This is a genomic window from Cupriavidus sp. UYPR2.512, assembly GCF_000379565.1.
Taxonomy (GTDB): domain Bacteria; phylum Pseudomonadota; class Gammaproteobacteria; order Burkholderiales; family Burkholderiaceae; genus Cupriavidus.
On record NZ_KB903151.1, the window covers coordinates 82493 to 105609 of the forward strand.

Consider the following 23117-nt stretch of genomic DNA (forward strand, 5'->3'; position numbering starts at 1 on the left):
CATGACCAGTCTGCACGACCGCCATATCCAGCCGCTGATCCTGGCCGGCCTGGACGGCAAGAATTGGCACCTGGAAGACTACGTCAAGCGTGGCGGCTACCAGCAACTGAAGCGCATACTGACCGAGAAGATCCCGCCCGAGCAGGTGATTGCCGACGTCAAGGCATCTGGCCTGCGCGGCCGTGGCGGTGCGGGCTTCCCGACCGGCCTGAAGTGGAGCTTCATGCCACGCACATTCCCGGGTCAGAAATACCTGGTCTGCAACACCGATGAAGGCGAGCCAGGCACGTTCAAGGACCGCGACATCATCCGCTACAACCCGCATTCGCTGATCGAGGGCATGGCCATCGGTGCGTATGCGATGGGCATCACCGTGGGCTACAACTACATCCACGGCGAGATCTGGAACGAATACAAGATCTTCGAGGAAGCCCTCGAAGAGGCGCGTGCTGCCGGCTTCCTGGGTGACAACATCCTGGGTTCGGGCTTTGATTTCCAGCTGCACGCCCACCACGGCTACGGCGCCTACATCTGCGGCGAGGAAACCGCGCTGCTCGAATCGCTGGAAGGCAAGAAGGGCCAGCCGCGCTTCAAGCCGCCGTTCCCGGCCAGCTTTGGCCTGTACGGCAAGCCGACCACCATCAACAACACCGAGACCTTCGCCGCGGTGCCGTTCCTGCTGGCCGTCGGCCCCGAGAACTACCTGAAGATGGGCAAGCCGAACAACGGCGGCACCAAGATCTTCTCGATCTCGGGCGATGTCGAGCGCCCCGGCAACTACGAGATCCCGCTGGGCACGCCGTTCGCCAAGCTGCTGGAACTCGCCGGCGGCATGCGCGGCGGCAAGCGCATCAAGGCGGTGATCCCGGGCGGCTCGTCCGCGCCGGTGGTGCCGGGCGACCTGATGATGGCGTCCGACATGGACTATGACTCGATCGCCAAGGCCGGCTCGATGCTGGGCTCGGGCGCGGTGATCGTGATGGACGAGACGCGCTGCATGGTCCGCTCGCTGCTGCGCCTGTCGTACTTCTATTTTGAGGAATCGTGCGGCCAGTGCACGCCGTGCCGCGAAGGCACCGGCTGGCTCTACCGCATGGTCAATCGCATCGAACACGGAGAGGGGCGCCAGGAAGACCTGGACCTGCTCAACAACGTCGCGGAAAACATCATGGGCCGCACCATCTGCGCGCTCGGCGATGCCGCGGCGATGCCGGTCCGCGGCATGCTCAAGCACTACTGGAAAGAGTTCGAATATCACGTCGAACACAAGCAGTGCATGGTTCCGGCCTACATCTAAGCGTGGCAGAACATGGTTGAACTAGAGATCGACGGCAAGAAGGTTGAGGTTGCTGAAGGCAGCCTGGTGATGGAAGCGGCCCGCAAGCTGGGCACCTACATCCCGCACTTCTGCTACCACCGCAAACTGTCCATCGCGGCCAACTGCCGCATGTGCCTGGTCGAGGTCGAGAAGGCGCCCAAGGCGCTGCCCGCCTGCGCCACGCCGGTGACCCCTGGCATGAAGGTCTTCACCAATTCGGAGAAGGCGGTCAAGGCGCAGAAGTCCGTGATGGAATTCCTGCTGATCAACCACCCGCTCGACTGCCCGATCTGCGATCAGGGCGGCGAATGCCAGCTGCAGGACCTGGCCGTGGGCTACGGTGCCTCGGAGTCGCGCTACAAGGAAGAGAAGCGCGTGGTGTTCCACAAGAACGTGGGCCCCCTGATCTCCATGGAGGAGATGACCCGCTGCATCCACTGCACCCGCTGCGTGCGCTTCGGCCAGGAAGTGGCCGGCGTGATGGAGCTGGGCATGCTGGGCCGCGGCGAGCATTCGGAAATCACCACCTTCGTCGGCAAGACCGTCGATTCGGAACTGTCGGGCAACATGATCGACCTGTGCCCGGTCGGCGCGCTGACCAGCAAGCCGTTCCGCTACTCGGCCCGTACCTGGGAACTGGCCCGCCGCAAGTCGGTGTCGCCGCACGACGGCCTGGGCGCGAACCTGGTGGTGCAGACCAAGAACCAGCGCGTGATGCGCGTGCTGCCGCTGGAAAACGACGACATCAACGAGTGCTGGATTTCCGACAAGGACCGCTTCTCGTATGAAGGCCTGAACAGCGCCGACCGCCTGACCCGCCCGCTGCTGAAGCAGGGCGGCGAATGGATGGAAACCGACTGGCAGACCGCGCTGGAATACGTGGCCAACGGCCTGGCGGGCATCAAGCGCGAGCACGGCGCCGACCAGATCGCCGCGCTGGCCAGCCCGCACAGCACGCTGGAAGAACTGTACCTGCTGGGCAAGCTGATGCGTGGCCTGGGCAGCGACAACGTTGACTTCCGCCTGCGCCAGTCCGACTTCTCCGCCGCGCTCAAGGGCGCACCGTGGCTGGGCATGCCGGTGGCCGACGTGACCACGCTGCAACGCGTGCTGGTGATCGGCTCGTCGCTGCGCAAGGATCATCCGCTGCTGGCCTCGCGCCTGCGCCAGGCTACCAAGAAGGGTGCCCGCGTGGCCGTGCTGGGTGCCGGCGGTGAAGACCTGCTGATGCCGCTGGCCGCCCGCATCGATGTGGCGCCGTCGGGATGGACCGCGGCGCTCGCCGGCGTGGCCCGGGCCGTGGCCGCCGCCAAGGGCGTAGCTGCCCCGGCCGGCACCGACGGTTTCGACGGCGGCGAAGCCGCTGGCAAGGTGGCCGAAGCGCTGCTGTCGGGCGAGCGCCGTGCGGTGTTCCTCGGCAACGAGGCGGTGCGCCATCCGCAGTTCTCGGCGCTGCACGCGCTGGCACAGTGGATCGCCACCGAGACCGGTGCGACGCTGGGCTTCCTGACCGAGGCCGCCAATACCGTCGGCGGCCACGTCGCCGGCGCGCTGCCCAAGCAGGGCGGCGCCAACGCGCAGGCGATGCTGGACACGCCGCGCAAGGCCTACATCCTGCTGAACACCGAACCCGAGTTCGACGCCGCCGACCCGCGCAAGGCGCTGGCCGCGCTGGCCCAGGCCGGTACGGTGGTGGTGCTGTCGCCGTTCCGTTCGGAAGCGGCCATGCAGTACGCCGACGTGATCCTGCCGGTGACGCCGTTCACGGAAACCGCCGGCACCTTCGTCAACTGCGAAGGCAAGCCGCAGAGCTTCAATGGCGTGGTGCGCGCCCTGGGCGATTCGCGTCCGGGCTGGAAGGTGCTGCGCGTGCTGGGCAACCTGCTGGACGTGGCTGGCTTCGACTACGAAACCGCCGAGTCGGTGCGTGTCGAAGTGCTGTCGGCCCCGGTCGAGGCGCAGCTGGACAACGCCACCGATGCGCCGATCCGTGTGGCCGCCGCTGCCGCCAACGGCATCGAACGCATTGCCGATGTACCGATCTACCACGCCGACCCGATCGTGCGCCGCGCCGAATCGCTGCAGCTGAGCGCTGCCGCGCGCCGCGCCATGCAGATCGCGCTGCCGGCCGACCTGTTCGCCAGCCTTGGCATCCAGTCCGGCGATCCGGTGCGTGTCACGCAAGGGCAGGGCAGCGTGGTGCTGCCGGCCGTGCTCGAAGCCACGCTGCCGGCCAACACCGTGCGCGTGCCGGCGGCAACGCCGGCGGCCATGAGCCTGGGCGCGATGTTCGGCACGGTCACCGTAGAGAAGGCCATTGACCTGGCGCCGGCCACCGGCACCGTGGCCACGGCGTAAGAACAAGAGCGAGAACAAGACATGATTGACTGGATTACCTCGCAAGGACACGGTCTGCTGGGCGCCTACTGGACGCCGCTGTGGATCCTGATCCGCGCCGTGATCATCGTGGTGCCGCTGCTGCTGTGCGTGGCTTACCTGATCCTGTGGGAGCGCAAGCTGATCGGCTGGATGCACGTGCGTATCGGCCCGAACCGTGTGGGCCCGCTGGGCCTGCTGCAGCCGATCGCCGACGTGCTCAAGCTGCTGCTCAAGGAAGTCATGATGCCCACGCAGGTCAGCCGGGGCATGTACCTGATTGCCCCGCTGATGGTGCTGATGCCCGCCGTGGCGGTCTGGGCCGTGATTCCGTTCCAGGCTGAAGTGGTGCTGGCGGATGTGAACGCCGGCCTGCTGTACGTGATGGCGATCAGCTCGGTGGGCGTGTACGGCGTGATCCTGGCCGGTTGGGCCTCGAACTCCAAGTACGCCTTCATCGGCGCCATGCGTGCCGCGGCCCAGATGGTGTCGTATGAAATCGCCATGGGCTTTGCGCTGGTGACGGTGCTGATGGTTGCCGGCAGCCTGAACCTGTCGGCCATCGTCAACGGCCAGAACACCGGCTACTTTGCCGACATGGGCATCAACATCCTGTCGTGGAACTGGCTGCCTCTGCTGCCGATGTTCGGCGTCTACTTCATCTCGGGCGTGGCCGAAACCAACCGCCACCCGTTCGACGTGGTGGAAGGCGAGTCGGAAATCGTGGCCGGCCACATGATCGAGTATTCGGGCATGGGCTTCGCGCTGTTCTTCCTGGCCGAGTACATCAACATGATCATCATCTCGACGATGACCGCGCTGATGTTCCTGGGCGGCTGGGCGCCTCCGTTCGAGAGCGTGGTGACCAATGCGATCCCGGGCTTCTTCTGGCTGGTGATCAAGGTATTCCTGCTGCTGTCCGTCTTCATCTGGATCCGTGCCTCGTTCCCGCGCTACCGCTACGACCAGATCATGCGCCTGGGCTGGAAGGTGTTCATCCCCCTGACGGTGGCTTGGCTGATCATCGTGGCGATCTGGATCAAGTCGCCCTGGAACATCTGGCACTGAACGGCCAAACGACGGTGCGCGCCACGGCGCGCACCGTGTGGAAATACTAGGAAGCATCATGCTGCTCGCCATCAAGGACTTCTTCAACAGCCTGCTCCTGAAGGAACTCTTCAAGGGCATGGCCCTGACCGGCCGCTATCTCTTCGCGCGCAAGATCACCGTCCAGTTCCCGGAAGAGAAAACGCCGATCTCGCCGCGCTTCCGTGGCCTGCACGCGCTGCGCCGCTACCCGAACGGGGAAGAGCGCTGCATCGCCTGCAAGCTGTGCGAGGCGGTGTGCCCGGCGCTGGCCATCACGATCGAGTCCGACGCGCGCGCCGACGGCACGCGCCGCACGACCCGTTATGACATCGACCTGACCAAGTGCATCTTCTGCGGTTTCTGCGAAGAGGCCTGCCCGGTCGACGCCATCGTGGAAACGCAGATCCTGGAGTACCACGGCGAGAAGCGCGGCGACCTGTACTTCACCAAGGACATGCTGCTGGCAGTGGGCGACCGCTACGAGCCGCAGATCGCCGCGGCCAAGGCTGCCGACGCGAAGTACCGCTAAGCCGAATTACCGGCCGGAAGTCTCGGCCAGAAGTACCGCCGGTTGGCGGTTGCCGCAAGCAGCAGACCTGGCAGCCGCTGCCACCGAATTTGAATGCGGCCCCTGCAATGCAAGGGGCCAATGCAAGGATGCCGCAGGAGCGGGCCACCCGAAGGGGCGGCTTGTGCCGGACGGCCCAGAGAGGATCCGATAGGGACCATGGAACTCACGACCACCATCTTCTACGTCTTTGCGCTGGTGCTGGTGCTCTCCGCACTGAAAGTCATCACTGCGAAGAACCCGGTGCATTCCGCACTGTTCCTCGTGCTGTCGTTCTTCACGGCCGCGGCGATCTGGATGCTGCTCAAGGCGGAATTCCTCGCCATCCTGCTGGTGCTGGTTTATGTCGGCGCGGTGATGGTGCTGTTCCTGTTCGTGGTGATGATGATCGATATCGACATCGAGCACCTGCGGCGGGACTTCTGGACCTACGTGCCGATGGCCTCGATCGTCGGCGCGCTGATCATCGCCGAGATGGCGATCGTGCTGGTGCGCAACTTCATCGGCACCACCACGCCGGTGGCCGCCAGCGGTTCGCAGGAACCGGGCTACTCGAACAGCGCCGCGCTCGGCAAGCTGATCTACACCGACTATATCTACGCCTTCGAAGTGGCCGGCATCATCCTGCTGGTGGCGATCATCGCCGCCGTGGCGCTGACCCTGCGCCGCCGCAAGGACGTCAAGGCCCAGGACGTGTCGGCGCAGCTGCGCACCCGCCGCGGCGACCGCGTGCGCCTGGTGCCGATGCAGTCCGAAGCCCAGACCCAGCAGACGGAAGCCGCGGCTGCCGCCAATAAGAACTAAAGCCCGGAGAAATCGCTGTGCTCTCTCTCGCTCATTTCCTCGTGCTCGGTGCGATCCTGTTTGCGATCAGCATCGTCGGCATCTTCCTGAACCGCAAGAACGTGATCGTGCTGCTGATGGCGATCGAACTGATGCTGCTTGCGGTGAACATCAACTTCGTCGCCTTCTCGCATTACCTGGGCGACCTGGCTGGTCAGGTTTTCGTTTTCTTCATCCTCACGGTGGCCGCCGCCGAGTCGGCAATCGGTCTCGCCATCCTGGTTGTGCTGTTCCGCAACCTGGATACGATCAACGTGGACGACATGGATACCCTCAAGGGCTGATCCGTGACGCACTACGCAGATACCCAAGACTCACCGACCGCACACCACTAAGCGTCCTATGGCAACCACGCTCAACCCCAACCTGCTGCTTGCGATCCCGCTGGCGCCGCTAGTCGGCTCCGCGATCGCCGGCTTGTTCGGTACCAAGTTCTTCGACCTGTTTTCCTCGGAGTCGCGCGGCGGCCGGGTCGTGGCGCATACCGCCACGATCCTGGGCGTTGCCATTTCCTTCGTGCTGTCGGTGATGGTGCTGCTCGACGTGATGAACGGCGCCGGCTACAACGGCACCGTCTACGAGTGGATGGCCATCGGCAGCCTGAAGATGGAGGTCGGCTTCCTGGTCGACTCGCTGACCGCGATGATGATGGTCGTGGTGACTTTCGTCTCGCTGATGGTGCACATCTACACCGTCGGCTACATGGACGGGGACCCCGGCTACAACCGCTTCTTCTCGTACATCTCGCTGTTCACCTTCTCGATGCTGATGCTGGTGATGAGCAACAACTTCCTGCAGCTGTTCTTCGGCTGGGAAGCGGTGGGCCTGGTGTCGTACCTGCTGATCGGCTTCTGGTACACCCGCCCGACGGCCATCTTCGCCAACCTGAAGGCGTTCCTGGTCAACCGCGTCGGCGACTTTGGCTTCATCCTGGGCATCGGCCTGCTGCTGGCCTACAGCAGCAGCATGAACTACACCGAAGTGTTCGCCGCGCGCGACCAGCTGGCTACCGTGATCTTCCCGGGCACCGACTGGCTGATGATCACCGTGGCCTGCATCTGCCTGTTCATCGGCGCGATGGGCAAGTCGGCGCAGTTCCCGCTGCACGTCTGGCTGCCTGACTCGATGGAAGGCCCGACCCCGATCTCGGCACTGATCCACGCGGCAACGATGGTGACCGCGGGCATCTTCATGGTCGCGCGCATGTCGCCGCTGTTCGAGCTGTCGGATACGGCGCTGTCCTTCGTGCTGGTGATCGGTGCCATCACGGCGCTGTTCATGGGCTTCCTGGGCATCATCCAGAACGACATCAAGCGCGTGGTCGCTTACTCGACCCTGTCGCAGCTGGGCTACATGACCGTGGCGCTGGGCGCTTCGGCCTACTCGGTGGCCGTGTTCCACCTGATGACGCACGCCTTCTTCAAGGCACTGCTGTTCCTGGGCGCGGGCTCGGTCATCATCGGCATGCACCACGACCAGGACATCCGCAACATGGGCGGCCTGCGCAAGTACATGCCGATCACCTGGATCACCTCGCTGGTGGGTTCGCTGGCGCTGATCGGCACGCCGTTCTTCGCCGGCTTCTACTCCAAGGACTCGATCATCGAGGCCGTTGCCGAGTCGCATATCGCCGGTTCGGGCTTTGCGTACTTCGCCGTGCTGGCCGGTGTATTCGTCACTGCGTTCTACTCGTTCCGCATGTACTTCCTGGTCTTCCACGGCAAGTCGCGCTGGGGCCAGAACCATGCTCACCAGCACCATGAGGGCGACCACGAGGACGAGGAAGTGACGGCCGACCACCACCATGGCCTGGCCGCCGGCGAGAAGCCGCACGAGTCGCCGTGGGTGGTGACGCTGCCGCTGGTGCTGCTGGCGATCCCGTCGGTGGTGATCGGTGCGATCGCGATCGAGCCGATGCTGTTCGGCAACTTCTTCAAGATGGGCATCGCCTTCAAGGACGTGATCTTCGTCGGCGAGAACCACCACGCCATGGCGGAGCTCGAGGAAGCGTTCCACGGCTGGGTGCCGATGGCGATCCACTCGCTGACCACGCCCGTGCTGTGGCTGGCGATTGCTGGTGTGGTGCTGTCGTGGTTCTTCTACATGAAGCGCCCGGACATCCCCGAGGCCATCAAGAACCGCTTCTCGGGCCTGTACAAGCTGCTCGACAACAAGTACTACATGGACGCCATCAACCAGGCCGTGTTCGCCCGCGGCGCACGCCTGCTCGGTACCGGGCTGTGGAAGGGCGGCGACCAGAGCCTGATCGACGGCCTGTTCGTCAACGGCGCGGCGCGCATGGTGGCTTCGTTTGCTTCGGCAAGCCGCTATCTGCAGTCGGGCTATATCTACCACTACGCATTCGCGATGATCGTCGGCATGCTGGTGCTGCTGACGCTGACGGTCACCGGCGTGATCGGCACCAAGTGATAGGCACCAAGTAAGGAAAACTTAGAAATGGTTCTGTCTTTCTCAATCTGGCTGCCTATCTTTTTCGGCCTGCTGATCCTCGCCTTCGGCTCGGACCGAAGCCCGGGCTTCGTGCGGTGGATGTCGCTGTTCGGCTCGATCGCGAGCTTTGTCGTCACACTGCCGCTGATCTTCCACTTCGACCGCGCCACCGCGTCGATGCAGTTCGTCGAGAAGGCGAACTGGATCGAGCGCTTCCATATCAACTACCTGCTTGGGGTTGACGGCATCTCGATGTGGTTCGTCGTGCTGACCGCCTTCATCACGGTGATCGTGGTGATCTCGGCCTGGGAAGTGATCACTGAGCGTGTGGCCGAGTACATGGCCTCGTTCCTGATCTTGTCGGGCCTGATGGTCGGCGTGTTCTGCACGCTGGACGGCATGCTGTTCTACGTGTTCTTCGAGGCCACGCTGATCCCGATGTACATCATCATCGGCGTCTGGGGCGGCCCGAACCGCGTCTATGCCGCGTTCAAGTTCTTCCTGTACACGCTGGCTGGCTCGCTGCTGACGCTGATCGCACTGCTGTACCTGTACAACAAGACCGGCACCTTCGACATCCTGCAATGGCACCAGGCCAAGCTGTCGATGAACGAGCAGATCGCGCTGTTTATCGCCTTCTTCGTCGCCTTCGCGGTCAAGGTGCCGATGTGGCCGGTGCACACCTGGCTGCCGGACGCCCACGTGGAAGCGCCGACCGGCGGTTCGGTGGTGCTGGCCGCCATCATGCTGAAGCTGGGCGCCTACGGTTTCCTGCGGTTCTCGCTGCCGATCGCCCCTGACGCGAGCCACTACCTGGCCCCGTTCATCATCACCATCTCGCTGATCGCGGTGATCTACATCGGCCTGGTGGCCCTGGTGCAGGCCGACATGAAGAAGCTGGTGGCGTACTCTTCGATTGCCCACATGGGCTTCGTCACGCTGGGCTTCTTTATCTTCAGCGACATCGGCATTGAAGGTGGCATCGTGCAGATGATCTCGCACGGCTTTATCTCCGGCGCGATGTTCCTTTGCATCGGCGTGCTGTACGACCGCGTCCACTCGCGCCAGATCGCCGACTACGGCGGCGTGGTCAACACCATGCCCAAGTTCGCCGCGCTGGCAGTGTTCTTCGCGATGGCCAACTGCGGCCTGCCGGCCACCTCGGGCTTCGTCGGCGAATTCATGGTGATCCTGGGCGCGGTCAAGTTCGACTTCTGGATCGGCCTGCTGGCTGCCACCGCCCTGATCTTCGGCGCCGCCTACTCGCTGTGGATGGTCAAGCGCGTGATCTTCGGCGACATCGTCCACCAGCACGTGCGCGAGCTGGTAGACCTGAACAAGCGTGAATTCGTCATGCTCGGCCTGCTGGCCATCATGACGCTGTACATGGGCCTGCACCCGAAGCCCTTTACCGACGTGATGCACGCGTCCGTGGTGAACCTGCTGTCCCACGCGGCACAGTCCAAGCTGTAATCGGGGAGAGAAATCAATATGCAACCGTCCTCGACACTCGGCCCTGTGGCGCCGATCATCTTCCTGGCGATCGCCATCGCCGCAGTAAACTGGATCGACCTGGCTCGCGGCAAGGGCAAGCAAAGCGTTGCCTATCCGCTGTCGCTGCTGACCACCCTGGTGCTGACGGTGTGGTTCGGCCTGAACGCCGCTGCCGGCGAGACGCACTACGCGTTCTCCAACCTGGTGGTGATCGACCCGATGGCCAACGTGCTGTCGGCGTTCTGCGCGGCGGGCCTGTTCGTCACGCTGGTGTACACGCGCCGCTACCTGGCTGAGCGCGACATGTTCGCCGGCGAGTTCTACATGCTGGCCCTGTTCACGCTGGGCGGCCAGATCGTGATGATCACCGGCAACAACTTCCTGACCCTGTACCTGGGCCTGGAGCTGCTGTCGCTGTCGTCGTACGCACTGGTGGCACTGCGCCGCGAATCGCGCGTGACCTCGGAATCGGCGATGAAGTACTTCGTGCTGGGCGCGCTGGCTTCGGGCTTCCTGCTGTACGGCATCTCGATGATGTACGGCGCCACCGGTTCGCTGAACCTGGGCGAGGTGTTCCGCGTGGTCGAGTCGGGCCGCGTCAACACCACCATGCTGGCCTTTGGCGTGGTCTTTATCGTTGCCGGCCTGTCGTTCAAGCTGGGTGCTGCGCCGTTCCACATGTGGATCCCGGACATCTACCAAGGTTCGCCGACCGCAGTGACGCTGCTGATCGCCGGCGGCCCGAAGGTTGCTGCTTTTGCGCTGTTCATCCGCGTGCTGGTGGAAGGCCTGCTGCCCCTGGCCAGCGACTGGCAAATGATGCTGGTGGTGCTGTCGATCATCTCGCTTGCCATCGGCAACCTGACCGCCATCGTGCAGAGCAACCTGAAGCGGATGCTGGCGTACTCGACCATCTCGCACATGGGCTTCGTGCTGCTGGGCCTGCTGTCGGGCGTGGTCGCCAACAAGGCTGACGGCGCCGCCGATGCATACGGCTCGGCGATGTTCTACTCGGTGACCTACCTGCTGACCACGCTGGGCACGTTCGGCATCATCCTGCTGCGCACCAGCAAGGGCTTCGAGGCCGAGACGCTGGAAGACCTGAAGGGCATGTCCCGCCGCAACCCGTGGTTTGCCTTCCTGATGCTGGTGATGATGTTCTCGCTGGCCGGGATTCCGCCGACCGTGGGCTTCTACGCCAAGCTGGCCGTGCTGGATGCGGTGGTCAAGTCGGGCATGACCTGGCTGGCCGTGGTGGCCGTGATGTTCTCGCTGATCGGCGCGTTCTACTACCTGCGCATCGTCAAGCTGATGTACTTCGATGCACCAGTGGGCGAAGAACAGCTGGAAGCGAGCTTCGGCCTGCGCTCGATGCTGAGCGTGAACGGCGCCGCGGTGATCCTGCTGGGCCTGTTCCCGGCCGCGCTGATGAACCTGTGCTACCAGGCCATCCGCTCGACCCTGGGTTCCTGATCCGCCACACGCCATGAGCGCATCCGCAAGCGGCTGGTTTGTCATCCTGCTGGCACTGATCAGTGCGAACCTGCCGTTTGTGAACCAGCGCCTGTTCGCGCTGATCCCGCTGCGGCTGGCGCGCAAGCCGCTGTGGCTGCGCCTGCTGGAACTGCTCGTATGGTTCGCGGTGGCGGGTGCCGCCGGCTTTGCGGTGGAGGCCAGCCTTGGCAATGCCTTCCCGCAGGGCTGGCAGTTCTACGCCATCACCGCCTGCATGATGCTTGTGTTTGCCTTCCCGGGCTTCACCTGGCAATACCTCGTCAAACACCGCACGGCCTGAAGCCGGTCCTGTCGGCGCCGGGCCCTGCCTGATCCGGAGCGTCCATGACCGACAAGATCCAACGCGGCACCCCGTTTCCCGCAGCATCCGCTGAACCCACCGGGAACGACGACGCACTGAAGGAAGTGTGCGTGGCCTCGGCCACGGTCCATCGCGGCAAGTTCCTTACCCTCAAGCAAGACATTGTCAGGCTGCCGGACGGCAAGCAGACCGGGCGCGAGTACGTGGTCCATCCGGGCGCGGTGATGATGATCCCGCTGTTCAATGACGGCACCGTGCTGATGGAGCGCCAGTTCCGCTATCCGGTGGGCGAAGTGATGCTGGAATTCCCCGCCGGCAAGCTCGATCCGGAAGAGGGCGCGCAGCGCTGCGGCGAACGCGAACTGCTGGAGGAGACCGGCTACAGCGCGGCACGCTGGGACTACCTGACGCGCATCCACCCGGTCATCTCGTATTCCACTGAGTTCATCGACGTCTTCCTGGCGCGCGACCTGACGCACGGCGAGGCGCAGCTCGACGACGGCGAGTTCCTGGAAACCTTTATCGCGCCGGTGGGGCAGGTGATCGATTGGGTGCGCAGCGGCCGCATCACCGACGTAAAGACCATCATCGGCGCGTTCTGGCTGGAAAAAGTGATCTCGGGTGCCTGGCAACCGGGCGAACAGCCGCTGCCGCATTACGCCGTATAGTGAGTAGTGAGCCGCGTGGATTCTGCGCCATGCGGCTGTCCCGAACGGTCGTTCTAAAAAATTTAGCACGACCGTTCACAAAATTTCGATTCGCGGATAATATAGCTTTTGACGGGCTGGAAAGATCATGAAGGTGCTCGACCTGCGCTGCGCGCATGACCATCGTTTCGAGGGCTGGTTTGCCTCTGAAGAAGATGCGCAGTCGCAAATCTCGCGTGACCTCGTCCAATGCCCGGTCTGTGGCGACCACGCCGTGACGCGGCTGCCCAGCGCGCCGCGCCTGAACCTGTCGGGCGCGACCGCGCGCGAAGGCAGCGCCAGGCCGGCGCAGCCGGCTGCCGCACCGGTGACACTGCAAGGGCTCTATATGAAGGCAGTGAAGCAGGTGCTGGCACAGACCGAGGATGTTGGCGAGCGCTTTGCCGAAGAGGCAAGGCGCATGCACTATGACGAGGCGCCGGAACGCGGCATTCGCGGTTCGGCCTCGGCGGAGGAGGTGCAGGCGCTGGCCGAAGAGGGCATCGAGACTTTCCCGCTCGTGGTGCCGGATGCGCTGAAGCAGACGGCTCACTGAATTGCGTCTTGTGCCCGTTGCTGTCGGCGCTTGACGTGCAGGCAGAACAACCGCCGGCGGCCCCGCGCCAAGCCGGCACCACTGGAGACGGGCATGGATCTCAACTACTCGGCGTCCGACAACGCCTTCCGCGAGGAAGTGCGTAGCTGGCTCGAAGCCAACTTGCCGGCGGACATCCGCAGCAAGATTCTCAACCACCGCCGTCCGAACCGCGACGACCTGGTGCGCTGGCACAAGACCCTGGCCGGCAACGGCTGGTCGGCACCGCACTGGCCCGTCCAGTACGGCGGCACCGGCTGGAACGCCACCCAGCGCCATATCTGGGATGAAGAGAATGCCCGCGTCGGCGCGCCCGGCGTGCTGCCGTTCGGCGTGGCGATGGTCGCGCCGGTGATCATGAAGTACGGCAGCGAGGAGCAAAAGTCGTACTACCTGCCGCGCATCCTGGACTGCACCGACTGGTGGTGCCAGGGCTATTCGGAGCCGGGCTCGGGTTCGGACCTGGCCTCGCTGAAGACCCGTGCCGAGCTGACTTCGGACGGCAAGCATTACATCGTCAATGGCCAGAAGACCTGGACCACGCTCGGCCAGCACGCCGACATGATCTTCTGCCTGGTCCGCACCGACCCCGAAGCCAAGAAGCAAGAGGGCATCTCGTTCCTGCTGATCGACATGAAGACCCCGGGCATCACCGTGCGCCCGATCATCATGCTCGACGAAGAGCATGAAGTGAACGAAGTCTTCTTCGACAACGTCAAGGTGCCGGTCGAGAACCGCGTCGGCGAAGAAAACAAGGGCTGGACCTACGCCAAGTACCTGCTGGGCCACGAGCGCACCGGCATTGCCCGCGTGGGCAACTCCAAGCGCGAGCTGGGCTTCCTCAAGCGCGTGGCGCGCCAGCAGCAGAAGAACGGCAAGCCGTTGCTGGAGGATCCGGTGTTCGGCGCCAAGGTGGCCGCGCTGGAAATCGAACTGATGGCGCTGGAAATCACCGTGCTGCGCGTGGTCTCGAGCGAAGCCGCCGGCAAGGGCCCTGGCCCCGAGGCCTCGATGCTCAAGATCAAGGGCACCGAGATCCAGCAGCTGCTGACCGAGCTGATGGTCGAGGCCGTCGGCCCGTACGCCCAGCCGTTCGACACCGCCTATCTGGAGTGCGAGACCGAGCACGCCGTGACCGGCTACGACGACGCCGCGCCGCTGGCCGCGTACTACTTCAACTATCGCAAGACCTCCATCTATGGCGGGTCCAACGAAATTCAGAAGAACATCATCAGCCAGATGATTCTGGGGCTGTGAGGAGACACGCAACATGAACTTCAATCTCAGCGACGAACAGAAGCAGCTGGCCGACGCCGTCCACCGTTTCATCGACAAGGACTACGGCTTCGAGTCCCGCAAGAAGAACTACGAAAGCGCCGCCGGCTATGGCGACGCGGCCTGGGGCTCGCTGGTCGAGCTCGGCCTGACCGCGCTGCCGGTGCCGGAAGCGCAGGGCGGCTTCGCGGGCAAGGCCCTGGACATGATGGTGGTGCAGCAGGAGCTGGGCCGCGGCCTGATCGTGGAGCCGTACCTGGCCACGGTGGCGGGCGCCTACGCCCTGGGCCTGGCCGGTGGCCAGGATGCGCTGCTGGAGCAGGTCGCCGGCGGCGAGCTGAAGCTGGCCGTGGCCTTCAATGAGCCGCAGGCGCGCTATGAACTGAACAACGTGCGCGTCACCGCCCGCGACGGCAAGCTCAGCGGCCGCAAGGTCGTGGTGGTGCACGGCGGCCAGGCCGACAAGCTGATCGTGTCGGCCCGCAGCAGCGGTGCCGAAGCTGACCAGGATGGCATCTCGCTGTTCCTGGTGGATGCCAGCGGCGCCGGCGTCAGCATCAAGGACTACCGCACCATCGACAATCTGCGCGCGGCCGACATCACCTTCCAGGATGCCCCCGCGCAACTGCTGGGCGAAGCCGGCAAGGCCTTCCCGGTGATCGAGCAGGTGGCCGACTATGCTGCCGTGCTGCTGTGCGCCGAGGCCGTGGGCGTGATGGATACGCTCAATGCCGCCACGCTGGAATATGCCAAGACGCGCCAGCAGTTCGGCGTGCCGATCGCTCGCTTCCAGGCGCTGCAGCACCGCATGGTGGAGATGTTCATCCACGCCGAGCAGTCGCGCTCGATCACGCTGCTGGCTGCGGCCCGCTTCGAGGAAGCGACGCCGGAAGAGCGCCGCCGCTATGTCTCCGCCGCCAAGGCGCGCGTGGGGCAGGCAGCGCGCACGGTCGGCCAGGAGGCCGTGCAGATCCATGGCGGCATGGGCGTGACCAACGAACTGCCGGCCGCGCACATGTTCAAGCGGCTGACGCTGATCAACACCACCTTCGGTGACGTGGATCACCACCTGGGCAGGTTTGCTGCCCAGCCGGGGTTCCAGGAAGCTGCCTGATCCTGCCAGTCCAGTCAAAACCGCGCTGTAGTCCAGGCGCGGTTTTTTCTTTGGGGACCGTTAGGGGCGGGTTCGGTAAATACGGACGCCAGCCCCCGGCGGCCATGCGATCATGGCCTGGACAAACCTAAGGCCCTGGCGCCAATCACTACAGAGAGACAACCGATGCTGTATTTCGAGGACTTTGAAGCCGGCAGCCGCCGCGAACTGGGTTCGTACCTCGTCACCGAGGAAGAAATCCTGGCCTTTGCCCGCCAGTACGATCCGCAGCCGTTCCACATCGACAAGGAAGCCGCAGCCAAGAGCATCTATGGCGGCGTGATCTCGAGCGGCTGGATGACGTGCTCGATCATGATGCGGCTGCTGGTGCTGAGCACCACCGGCAAATCTGCCAGCATGGGCTCGCCTGGCGTGGACGAGATCCGCTGGCTCAAGCCCGTCTATGCAGGCGACACGCTCACCGTCGTGCTGAATGTGCTCGATACCCGCCCGTCGCAGTCCAAGCCGGACCGCGGCGTGGTCCACACCCAGTGGGAAGCCACCAACCAGCGCGGCGAACTGGTCTGCACCGTCAAGGGCATGGGCATGTACGGCCGCCGGCCCGCCTGAGAACACTCAACCCACCCATCGAGGAGACAACCGACATGCGCACCATCGCATCGCTTGAAGAACTGGAAGGCCTGCAGGGCCAGGAGGTCGCGGTCAGCGACTGGATCGAGGTGACCCAGCAGCAGGTCAACCAGTTTGCCGATGCCACCGGCGACCATCAGTGGATCCACATCGACGTGGAGCGCGCGAAGAAGGAGTCGCCCTATGGCGGCCCGATCGCGCACGGCTTCCTGACGCTGTCGCTGCTGCCCAAGTTCATGCACAACGCGCTGTACATGCCGTCGAAGATCGGCGTCAACTACGGCCTGAATCGCGTGCGCTTCACGGCACCCGTGCCCGTGGGCAGCAAGCTGCGCGCCCGCATCAAGCTGCTGAAAGTCGAGCGGCTCGATCCACTGCCGAAGTCGCCCGAGCTGGTGGGCGCCCAGTCAACCTGGGAAGTCACGGTGGAGCGCGAGGGCAGCGACCGTCCGGTCTGCGTTGCCGAGTCGATCACGCGCCGCTACGGGTGATGGATACGCAGGTATGACGCGGTGCGACAATATGCCACACAGGCATGTCGCGCCACCTGGAGGCCGCCTAATGCGCGGCTTTCCGCATTTTTCGGAGCCGATTTGTGACGTTGATGCCGGTCAAATGCTGCTTTGCAGTCTTGTGCGTCGATTGTCCGTTTTGCTGAACAGTGTGTTCTGTGCCGTTGGGTTTACCCCTAATGTTGCGTTGCGGTACAGTCGCGCCCACGATGTTTTACGTGTTGCGCTCCCCGGCCGAAAACCGCGCTTGCCATGAAGGCAAGTCTGTCGGGAAGCGCAAAAACCTCGTATTCCAACGCTACCCGGCCGCTGTACTGAGCCGGGACCGTTCGCGGTTTCGGCCAGGTGCCGCAGCGCCGGCAAGGTCCTACAGGGCCTGCAGCGCACGCAGTCAGTTGTCCTTCCGTGTTCATGGCGTTGCAAGGCCGCATGGTCATCCGGCGTTAGATCCGCCGCCAGACCGCAACGCCAGCTAAGGACACGTCCTTCCGGTTTTCCCTCAGCCCCACGCCTCTTGCGCGAGCATCAGGCGGTTTAGCCACGCTTTTGCCCGAAGCGCGGTGTAACCAAACCAGTCGTGACATGAAGAAACCCATACTGCCGCGTTGCACGCGGTTCCTGCCCTGCCTTGGCCTGCTCCTGCTCGCCGGCTGCAACATGACGCTGCTCGACCCGAAAGGGCAGGTCGGCGTCGACATCAAAGGCATCATCCTGATTGCCACCTGGCTGATGCTGCTGGTGGTGGTGCCGGTGATCGTCCTGACGCTGGTGTTTGCCTGGAAGTACCGCGCCAGCAATACCTCGGCACGCTATGAACCCGACTGGTCGCACTCCACCGCGATCGAAGTGGTGGTGTGGCTGATTCCCTGTCTGATCATCATTGCGCTGGGCATCATCACCTGGAAGTCCTCGCACGACCTGGACCCGTACAAGCCGCTCGAATCCAGCAAGAAGCCGGTCACCGTCGAGGTGGTGGCGCTGAACTGGAAGTGGCTGTTCATCTATCCGGAACTGAAGATCGCCACGGTCAACCAGATCGCCTTCCCGGTCGACACACCGGTGAACTTCAAGATCACCTCGGATTCGATCATGAATTCGTTCTTCATCCCGCAACTGGGCAGCCAGGTGTACGCCATGGCAGGGATGGAGACCAAGCTCCACCTGATCGCCAACGAAGCCGGCTCCTATGACGGCGTGTCCGCCAACTACAGCGGCGGCGGCTTTTCGGGCATGAAGTTCAAGGCGGTCGCCATGTCGAACTATGAGTTCGACCAGTGGGTCGCCAAGGTTCGCGCCTCGTCCACCGAACTGGGCGTTGAAGGCTACAAGACGCTGGCACAGCCCAGCGAGAAAGAGCCGGTCACGTACTACGGCAAGGTGGAAGACAAGCTCTTCCACAACATCTTGCACAAGTACATGGACCACAGCGGCGCTGCGCTGGCCGCCGACGGGTTCAAGGGCGGCCCGATCTGCACGTCGCGCAACACCCTCGGTGAAGAGCAGCTGTCGATGACCACGCCGGCCAAGCTGGCGCTGGGCGCGCAATCCTAGGAGCAATGATGTTTGGCAAGTTGAGTTTGTCGGCGATTCCGTTTCATGAGCCGATCATCATGGTCGTTCTGGCCGGCGTCGCCCTGGGCGGGGCCGCGCTGCTAGGCGCGATCACCTATTTCAAGAAGTGGGGCTACCTCTGGAACGAGTGGTTCACCTCGGTCGACCACAAGAAGATCGGCGTGATGTACTGCCTGGTCGCCCTGGTCATGCTGCTGCGCGGCTTTTCCGACGCGATCATGATGCGCGCCCAGCTGGCGCTCGCCACCAATGGCGCGACCGGCGTGCTGCCGCCTGAGCACTACGACCAGATCTTCACCGCCCATGGCGTGATCATGATCTTCTTCGTGGCCATGCCGCTGATGACCGGCCTGATGAACCTGGTCGTGCCGCTGCAGATCGGCGCGCGCGACGTGGCCTTCCCGTTCCTGAACACGCTCTCCTTCTGGCTGTTCGTGTCGGGCGCCATGCTGGTCAACATCTCGCTGGGCGTCGGTGAATTCGCCAAGACCGGCTGGCTGGCCTACCCGCCGCTGTCGGGGCTGGACTACAGCCCGGGGGTAGGGGTGGACTATTACCTCTGGAGCTTGCAGATCTCAGGCCTGGGCACGCTGCTGACCGGCGTGAACTTCCTGGTGACGATCCTGCGCATGCGCGCGCCGGGCATGACGCTGATGCGCATGCCGGTGTTCACCTGGACCGCGCTGTGCACCAACGTGCTGATCGTGGCCGCCTTCCCGGTGCTGACCGTGACCCTGGCGCTGCTGGGCCTGGACCGCTACGTCGGTACACACTTCTTCACGAACGACGGTGGCGGCAACGCCATGATGTACGTGAACCTGATCTGGATCTGGGGCCACCCCGAGGTGTACATCCTGATCCTGCCGGCGTTCGGCATCTTCTCTGAAGTGATCGCCACGTTCTCGGGCAAGAAGCTGTTCGGCTACAAGGGCATGGTGTACGCGACCGCCGCCATCATGGTGCTGTCGTTCATCGTGTGGCTGCACCACTTCTTCACGATGGGTTCGGGCGCCAACGTCAACGCGTTCTTCGGCATCACCACCATGATCATCTCCATCCCGACCGGGGTGAAGATCTTCAACTGGCTGTTCACCATGTACCGCGGCCGGGTCCAGATGACCTCGCCGGTGCTGTGGACGCTGGGCTTCATGATCACCTTCGTGATCGGCGGCATGACCGGCGTGCTGATGGCCGTGCCGGCCGCGGACTTCGTGCTGCACAACAGCCTGTTCCTGATTGCCCACTTCCACAACGTGATCATCGGCGGCGTGCTGTTCGGCTACCTGGCCGGCATCACCTACTGGTGGCCGAAGGCGTTCGGCTTCAAGCTGAACGAGCGCCTGGGCAAGTGCGCCTTCTGGTGCTGGCTGGTCGGCTTCTACTTTGCCTTCATGCCGCTGTACGTGCTGGGCCTGATGGGCATGACCCGCCGCCTGAACCACACCGATAACCCGGCCTGGACGCCGTGGCTGTACCTGGCCGTGGTGGGCGTGGTGTTCGTGGCGCTGGGCATCTTCTTCCAGGTGCTGCAGATCGTGGTGTCGATCCGCGACCGCAAGAAGCTGGCCGACGTGACCGGCGACCCGTGGGGCGGCCGCACCCTGGAGTGGGCCACCTCGTCGCCGCCGCCGTTCTACAACTTCGCGCACACCCCGGTGGTGCGTGACCTGGACGCGTTCGCCGACATGAAGGCCCGCGGCGAGACCCTGCCGACCGAAGGCTTCGAGAAGATCCACATGCCCAGGAACACGGGCGCGGGCTTCATCATCGGCGCCTTCAGCCTGGTGTTCGGCTTTGCCCTGACCTGGCATATCTGGTGGATGGCCATCGTTGGCCTGGTGGGCATGGTGTGGGCGTTCATCCACCGCAGCAACGACGACCATATTGACTACTACGTGCCGGCCACCGAGGTCGAGCAGATCGAAACGCGCCATCTGCAGCGCATTGCTTCGCAGGCCTAAGAACCATGTCGACTCAAGTCCTAGACCGCATCCCCGCGCAGGCAGGCGCCTCGGCTCACGCTGACGCGCACGGCCATGACCATGCGCACCACGATACCAGTGCCAATACGGTGTATGGCTTCTGGATCTACCTGATGAGCGACTGCATCATCTTCGCCGGACTGTTCGCGGCCTTCGCCGTGCTGCGCGGCGAACTGGCAGGCGGCCCGTCGGCGAAGGAGCTGTTCGAGCTCAACTACGTGCTGGTGGAGACCTTCATCCTGCTGTTCTCCTCGATCACGTACGGCATGGCGATGATCTCGCTGCAGAACCGCAGCCTGAGCCGCGTGCAGGTGTGGCTCGGCGTCACGTTCCTGCTGGGCCTGGCCTTCATGGCGATGGAAATCAACGAGTTCCATCACCTGATCGCCGAGGGCGCCGGCCCGGGCCGCAGCGCGTTCCTGTCGTCGTTCTTCACCCTGGTCGGCACCCACGGCCTGCACGTTGCCAGCGGCATGTTGTGGATGATCGTGCTGATGTGGCAACTGTCGAAGAAGGGCATCACCCCGACCCTGACCAAGCGCCTGACCTGCCTGTCGCTGTTCTGGCACTTCCTGGACGTGGTCTGGATCGGCGTGTTTACCGTGGTCTACCTGATGGGACATCTGTGATGGCACAACACAACGCACCGGCGGCGCACGGCGCCCACGACTCGCACGATTCGCACGCGGGCCACGACACCCACGCCAGCTTCAAGTCCTACGCGATCGGCTTCATCCTGGCCGTGATCCTGACCGTGATCCCGTTCAAGCTCGTGATGGACGGCAGCATGGACAAGGGCACCATCCTCTGGATCATCCTCGGCATGGCCGTGGTCCAGATGCTGGTCCACCTGAAGTACTTCCTGCACCTGGACTCGTCGTCCGAGCAGCGCAGCAACGTGATCGCGCTGCTGTTCACGGCGCTGATCCTGGTGATCGTGGTGGCGGGTTCGCTGTGGATCATGCACAACCTGAATGCCAACATGATGGTGATGTAAGGATCCAGCGTCCTGGTATCGAAAACGGGGCCCCGCGAGGGGCCCCGTTTTCATTTCCGCGCTGGATTACCTGTCGCCCTGCGTTCTATGCGCGGGCTTTTTAAAACATCCGAATCGGTGTTAAGCGTTTGCTTACCCAAGCGATCGATTCTGGCGCACGCCCGCATTCCTGACGTCCGATAGCGGGCGCGATGCACCACCGCTGCGCTGGTTTGCGTCAGCGCACTGTCTCGGTGCCCCGCAGGCATGCACGGCCGTGGTGCGCATGCGGACCGCTGGCCCGGTTTGCCCATGCAGGCCGCTTGTGGCCGGGCGGTGGCTGGTCCGGCCCCATGGCACGCTAGTTGCAGAAGCATCACCCGGGGAGCGTAGTCCCTGACCAACACGACAAAACGGGAGCTGCAAAATGCAACGACGTGACATGCTGAAGCTGTCGGCGATAGCCGCCGCGGCGATGATCGGTACCAGCCCGCTGGCGCTGGCGCAGTCCAAGGAGCCGATCAAGGTCGGCATCCTGCATTCGCTGTCCGGCACCATGGCCATTTCGGAGACGTCGCTGAAGGACGTGGCCCTGATGACCATTGATGAGATCAACAAGAGCGGCGGCGTGCTGGGGCGCAAGCTGGAGCCGGTGGTGGTTGACCCCGCCTCGAACTGGCCGCTGTTCGCGGAAAAGGCGCGCCAGCTCATCACCAAGGACAAGGTCGCGGTGACCTTCGGCTGTTGGACCTCGGTGTCGCGCAAGTCGGTGCTCCCGGTCTATGAGGAACTGAACTCGCTGCTGTTCTATCCGGTGCAGTACGAAGGCGAAGAAATGTCCAAGAACGTTTTCTACACCGGTGCAGCGCCCAACCAGCAGGCGATCCCGGCGGTGGAATACCTGATGAGCAAGGAAGGCGGCGGCGCCAAGCGTTTCTTCCTGCTGGGCACGGACTACGTCTACCCGCGCACCACCAACAAGATCCTGCGCGCCTTCCTGAAGAGCAAGGGCGTGGCCGACAAGGACATCGAAGAGGTCTACACCCCGTTTGGCCACAGCGACTACCAGACCATCGTCGCCAATATCAAGAAGTTCTCGCAGGGCGGCAAGACCGCGGTGATCTCAACCATCAATGGCGACTCCAACGTGCCGTTCTACAAGGAGCTGGGCAACGCCGGGCTGAAGGCCAAGGACGTGCCGGTGGTGGCGTTCTCGGTGGGTGAGGAGGAACTGCGCGGCATCGACACCAAGCCGCTGGTGGGCCACCTGGCCGCATGGAACTACTTCATGTCGGTCAAGAACCCCGAGAACGACGCTTTCCGCAAGCAGTGGGCGGCATGGGTCAAGGCCAACAACCTGCCCGGCGGCGACAAGCGCGTGACCAACGACCCGATGGAAGCCACCTACGTGGGCATCCACATGTGGGCGCAGGCCGTGAAGAAGGCCGGCACCACCGATACCAACAAGGTGCGCGCCGCCATGTACGGCCAGACCTTCAAGGCACCGGACGGCTTCACGCTGACCATGGGTGAGAACCACCACCTGTACAAGCCGGTGATGATCGGCGAAGTCAAGGGCGACGGCCAGTTCTCGGTGGTGTGGAAGACGCCGAAGGCGGTGCGTGCGCAGCCGTGGAGCCCGTTCATCGCGGGTAACGAAGGCAAGCCGGACAAGGTGATGTAAGCGGACGCCAGTCTGGCTCCGTGACGATGGCTTCCCTCTCCCGCAAGGCGGGGGAGGGGAGCGCATCGCCCCCTTTCGCACACCAGAACAACAAGGCGCTGAAGCGCCGCCACTGCGCCAGCCACTATGCCCAAAC

At 63.7% G+C, this 23117-nt stretch carries 21 protein-coding genes; all 21 read left to right on the forward strand.

The features are described 5' to 3' along the window. Position 1: 1 nt before the first annotated feature. The 21 genes from nuoF to urtA all read left to right on the forward strand — a co-directional run bounded on the left by nuoF (position 2) and on the right by urtA (position 22981). The gene (gene nuoF / locus A3A5_RS0124890; protein ID WP_018313199.1) at positions 2–1297 is read left to right on the forward strand and encodes an NADH-quinone oxidoreductase subunit NuoF; all 1296 of its coding nucleotides are present in this window, start codon (positions 2–4) and stop codon (positions 1295–1297) included. Between the two features lie 12 nt (positions 1298–1309). Further along, positions 1310–3676: an NADH-quinone oxidoreductase subunit NuoG gene (gene nuoG, locus A3A5_RS0124895; RefSeq protein ID WP_018313200.1), complete on the forward strand. Its 2367-nt coding sequence runs from the start codon at positions 1310–1312 to the stop codon at positions 3674–3676. Positions 3677–3697: 21 nt separating this feature from the next. After that, positions 3698–4762, forward strand: a complete 1065-nt coding sequence (nuoH, locus tag A3A5_RS0124900; protein ID WP_018313201.1) for an NADH-quinone oxidoreductase subunit NuoH — start codon at positions 3698–3700, stop codon at positions 4760–4762. Positions 4763–4820: 58 nt separating this feature from the next. Further along, positions 4821–5312: an NADH-quinone oxidoreductase subunit NuoI gene (nuoI, locus tag A3A5_RS0124905; RefSeq protein ID WP_010809124.1), complete on the forward strand. Its 492-nt coding sequence runs from the start codon at positions 4821–4823 to the stop codon at positions 5310–5312. Between the two features lie 198 nt (positions 5313–5510). Then, positions 5511–6155, forward strand: a complete 645-nt coding sequence (locus A3A5_RS0124910; RefSeq protein ID WP_018313202.1) for an NADH-quinone oxidoreductase subunit J — start codon at positions 5511–5513, stop codon at positions 6153–6155. Between the two features lie 17 nt (positions 6156–6172). Next, entirely contained in the window at positions 6173–6478 is a 306-nt protein-coding gene (gene nuoK, locus A3A5_RS0124915; protein WP_010809122.1) for an NADH-quinone oxidoreductase subunit NuoK, read from the forward strand. 58 nt (positions 6479–6536) lie between these two features. After that, the gene (gene nuoL, locus A3A5_RS0124920) at positions 6537–8624 is read left to right on the forward strand and encodes an NADH-quinone oxidoreductase subunit L (protein WP_018313204.1); all 2088 of its coding nucleotides are present in this window, start codon (positions 6537–6539) and stop codon (positions 8622–8624) included. A gap of 27 nt (positions 8625–8651) precedes the next feature. Then, positions 8652–10118, forward strand: a complete 1467-nt coding sequence (locus A3A5_RS0124925; RefSeq protein ID WP_018313205.1) for an NADH-quinone oxidoreductase subunit M — start codon at positions 8652–8654, stop codon at positions 10116–10118. An 18-nt stretch (positions 10119–10136) separates the two neighbouring features. Continuing rightward, on the forward strand, positions 10137–11612 hold the full coding sequence (gene nuoN, locus A3A5_RS0124930) for an NADH-quinone oxidoreductase subunit NuoN (protein ID WP_026201098.1): 1476 nt from the start codon (positions 10137–10139) through the stop codon (positions 11610–11612). 13 nt (positions 11613–11625) lie between these two features. Then, positions 11626–11934 (forward strand): DUF2818 family protein, encoded by a 309-nt coding sequence (locus tag A3A5_RS0124935; protein ID WP_018313207.1) that lies wholly within the window; start codon positions 11626–11628, stop codon positions 11932–11934. A 44-nt stretch (positions 11935–11978) separates the two neighbouring features. After that, positions 11979–12623, forward strand: a complete 645-nt coding sequence (locus A3A5_RS0124940) for an NUDIX domain-containing protein (RefSeq protein ID WP_018313208.1) — start codon at positions 11979–11981, stop codon at positions 12621–12623. A gap of 127 nt (positions 12624–12750) precedes the next feature. Next, positions 12751–13197: a DUF1178 family protein gene (locus A3A5_RS0124945; protein ID WP_018313209.1), complete on the forward strand. Its 447-nt coding sequence runs from the start codon at positions 12751–12753 to the stop codon at positions 13195–13197. Between the two features lie 93 nt (positions 13198–13290). Continuing rightward, positions 13291–14493 carry an acyl-CoA dehydrogenase family protein gene (locus A3A5_RS0124950; RefSeq protein WP_018313210.1) on the forward strand — a complete coding sequence of 401 codons (1203 nt, stop codon included), beginning with the start codon at positions 13291–13293 and terminating at the stop codon, positions 14491–14493. 13 nt (positions 14494–14506) lie between these two features. Next, positions 14507–15625, forward strand: coding sequence for an acyl-CoA dehydrogenase family protein (locus tag A3A5_RS0124955; protein ID WP_018313211.1), 1119 nt, complete (start codon positions 14507–14509; stop codon positions 15623–15625). 165 nt (positions 15626–15790) lie between these two features. Then, positions 15791–16234, forward strand: a complete 444-nt coding sequence (locus tag A3A5_RS0124960) for a MaoC family dehydratase (protein ID WP_018313212.1) — start codon at positions 15791–15793, stop codon at positions 16232–16234. A 35-nt stretch (positions 16235–16269) separates the two neighbouring features. Further along, a complete protein-coding gene (locus A3A5_RS0124965) occupies positions 16270–16746 on the forward strand; it encodes a MaoC family dehydratase (protein WP_018313213.1) in 477 nt (158 codons plus the stop codon). Positions 16747–17349: 603 nt separating this feature from the next. Then, complete coding sequence (cyoA, locus tag A3A5_RS0124970; RefSeq protein WP_018313214.1) at positions 17350–18318, forward strand: ubiquinol oxidase subunit II; 969 nt, start codon at positions 17350–17352, stop codon at positions 18316–18318. A gap of 8 nt (positions 18319–18326) precedes the next feature. Further along, a complete protein-coding gene (gene cyoB, locus A3A5_RS0124975) occupies positions 18327–20300 on the forward strand; it encodes a cytochrome o ubiquinol oxidase subunit I (protein WP_026201099.1) in 1974 nt (657 codons plus the stop codon). Positions 20301–20305: 5 nt separating this feature from the next. After that, entirely contained in the window at positions 20306–20950 is a 645-nt protein-coding gene (cyoC, locus tag A3A5_RS0124980; protein ID WP_013956034.1) for a cytochrome o ubiquinol oxidase subunit III, read from the forward strand. Beyond that, positions 20950–21318, forward strand: a complete 369-nt coding sequence (gene cyoD, locus A3A5_RS0124985; RefSeq protein ID WP_018313216.1) for a cytochrome o ubiquinol oxidase subunit IV — start codon at positions 20950–20952, stop codon at positions 21316–21318. The genes cyoC and cyoD overlap by 1 nt, the downstream gene beginning before the upstream one ends. 406 nt (positions 21319–21724) lie before the next feature. After that, on the forward strand, positions 21725–22981 hold the full coding sequence (gene urtA / locus A3A5_RS0124990) for an urea ABC transporter substrate-binding protein (RefSeq protein ID WP_026201100.1): 1257 nt from the start codon (positions 21725–21727) through the stop codon (positions 22979–22981). Positions 22982–23117: the final 136 nt, after the last annotated feature.

Bases quoted from the DNA above. Each gene is read 5' to 3' on its own strand.
- nuoF (WP_018313199.1), top strand. From the start codon at position 2: ATGACCAGTCTGCACGACCGCCATATCCAGCCGCTGATCCTGGCCGGC.
- nuoG (WP_018313200.1), top strand. From the start codon at position 1,310: ATGGTTGAACTAGAGATCGACGGCAAGAAGGTTGAGGTTGCTGAAGGC.
- nuoH (WP_018313201.1), top strand. From the start codon at position 3,698: ATGATTGACTGGATTACCTCGCAAGGACACGGTCTGCTGGGCGCCTAC.
- nuoI (WP_010809124.1), top strand. From the start codon at position 4,821: ATGCTGCTCGCCATCAAGGACTTCTTCAACAGCCTGCTCCTGAAGGAA.
- A3A5_RS0124910 (WP_018313202.1), top strand. From the start codon at position 5,511: ATGGAACTCACGACCACCATCTTCTACGTCTTTGCGCTGGTGCTGGTG.
- nuoL (WP_018313204.1), top strand. From the start codon at position 6,537: ATGGCAACCACGCTCAACCCCAACCTGCTGCTTGCGATCCCGCTGGCG.
- A3A5_RS0124925 (WP_018313205.1), top strand. From the start codon at position 8,652: ATGGTTCTGTCTTTCTCAATCTGGCTGCCTATCTTTTTCGGCCTGCTG.
- nuoN (WP_026201098.1), top strand. From the start codon at position 10,137: ATGCAACCGTCCTCGACACTCGGCCCTGTGGCGCCGATCATCTTCCTG.
- A3A5_RS0124935 (WP_018313207.1), top strand. From the start codon at position 11,626: ATGAGCGCATCCGCAAGCGGCTGGTTTGTCATCCTGCTGGCACTGATC.
- A3A5_RS0124940 (WP_018313208.1), top strand. From the start codon at position 11,979: ATGACCGACAAGATCCAACGCGGCACCCCGTTTCCCGCAGCATCCGCT.
- A3A5_RS0124945 (WP_018313209.1), top strand. From the start codon at position 12,751: ATGAAGGTGCTCGACCTGCGCTGCGCGCATGACCATCGTTTCGAGGGC.
- A3A5_RS0124950 (WP_018313210.1), top strand. From the start codon at position 13,291: ATGGATCTCAACTACTCGGCGTCCGACAACGCCTTCCGCGAGGAAGTG.
- A3A5_RS0124955 (WP_018313211.1), top strand. From the start codon at position 14,507: ATGAACTTCAATCTCAGCGACGAACAGAAGCAGCTGGCCGACGCCGTC.
- A3A5_RS0124960 (WP_018313212.1), top strand. From the start codon at position 15,791: ATGCTGTATTTCGAGGACTTTGAAGCCGGCAGCCGCCGCGAACTGGGT.
- A3A5_RS0124965 (WP_018313213.1), top strand. From the start codon at position 16,270: ATGCGCACCATCGCATCGCTTGAAGAACTGGAAGGCCTGCAGGGCCAG.
- cyoA (WP_018313214.1), top strand. From the start codon at position 17,350: ATGAAGAAACCCATACTGCCGCGTTGCACGCGGTTCCTGCCCTGCCTT.
- cyoB (WP_026201099.1), top strand. From the start codon at position 18,327: ATGTTTGGCAAGTTGAGTTTGTCGGCGATTCCGTTTCATGAGCCGATC.
- cyoC (WP_013956034.1), top strand. From the start codon at position 20,306: ATGTCGACTCAAGTCCTAGACCGCATCCCCGCGCAGGCAGGCGCCTCG.
- cyoD (WP_018313216.1), top strand. From the start codon at position 20,950: ATGGCACAACACAACGCACCGGCGGCGCACGGCGCCCACGACTCGCAC.
- urtA (WP_026201100.1), top strand. From the start codon at position 21,725: ATGCAACGACGTGACATGCTGAAGCTGTCGGCGATAGCCGCCGCGGCG.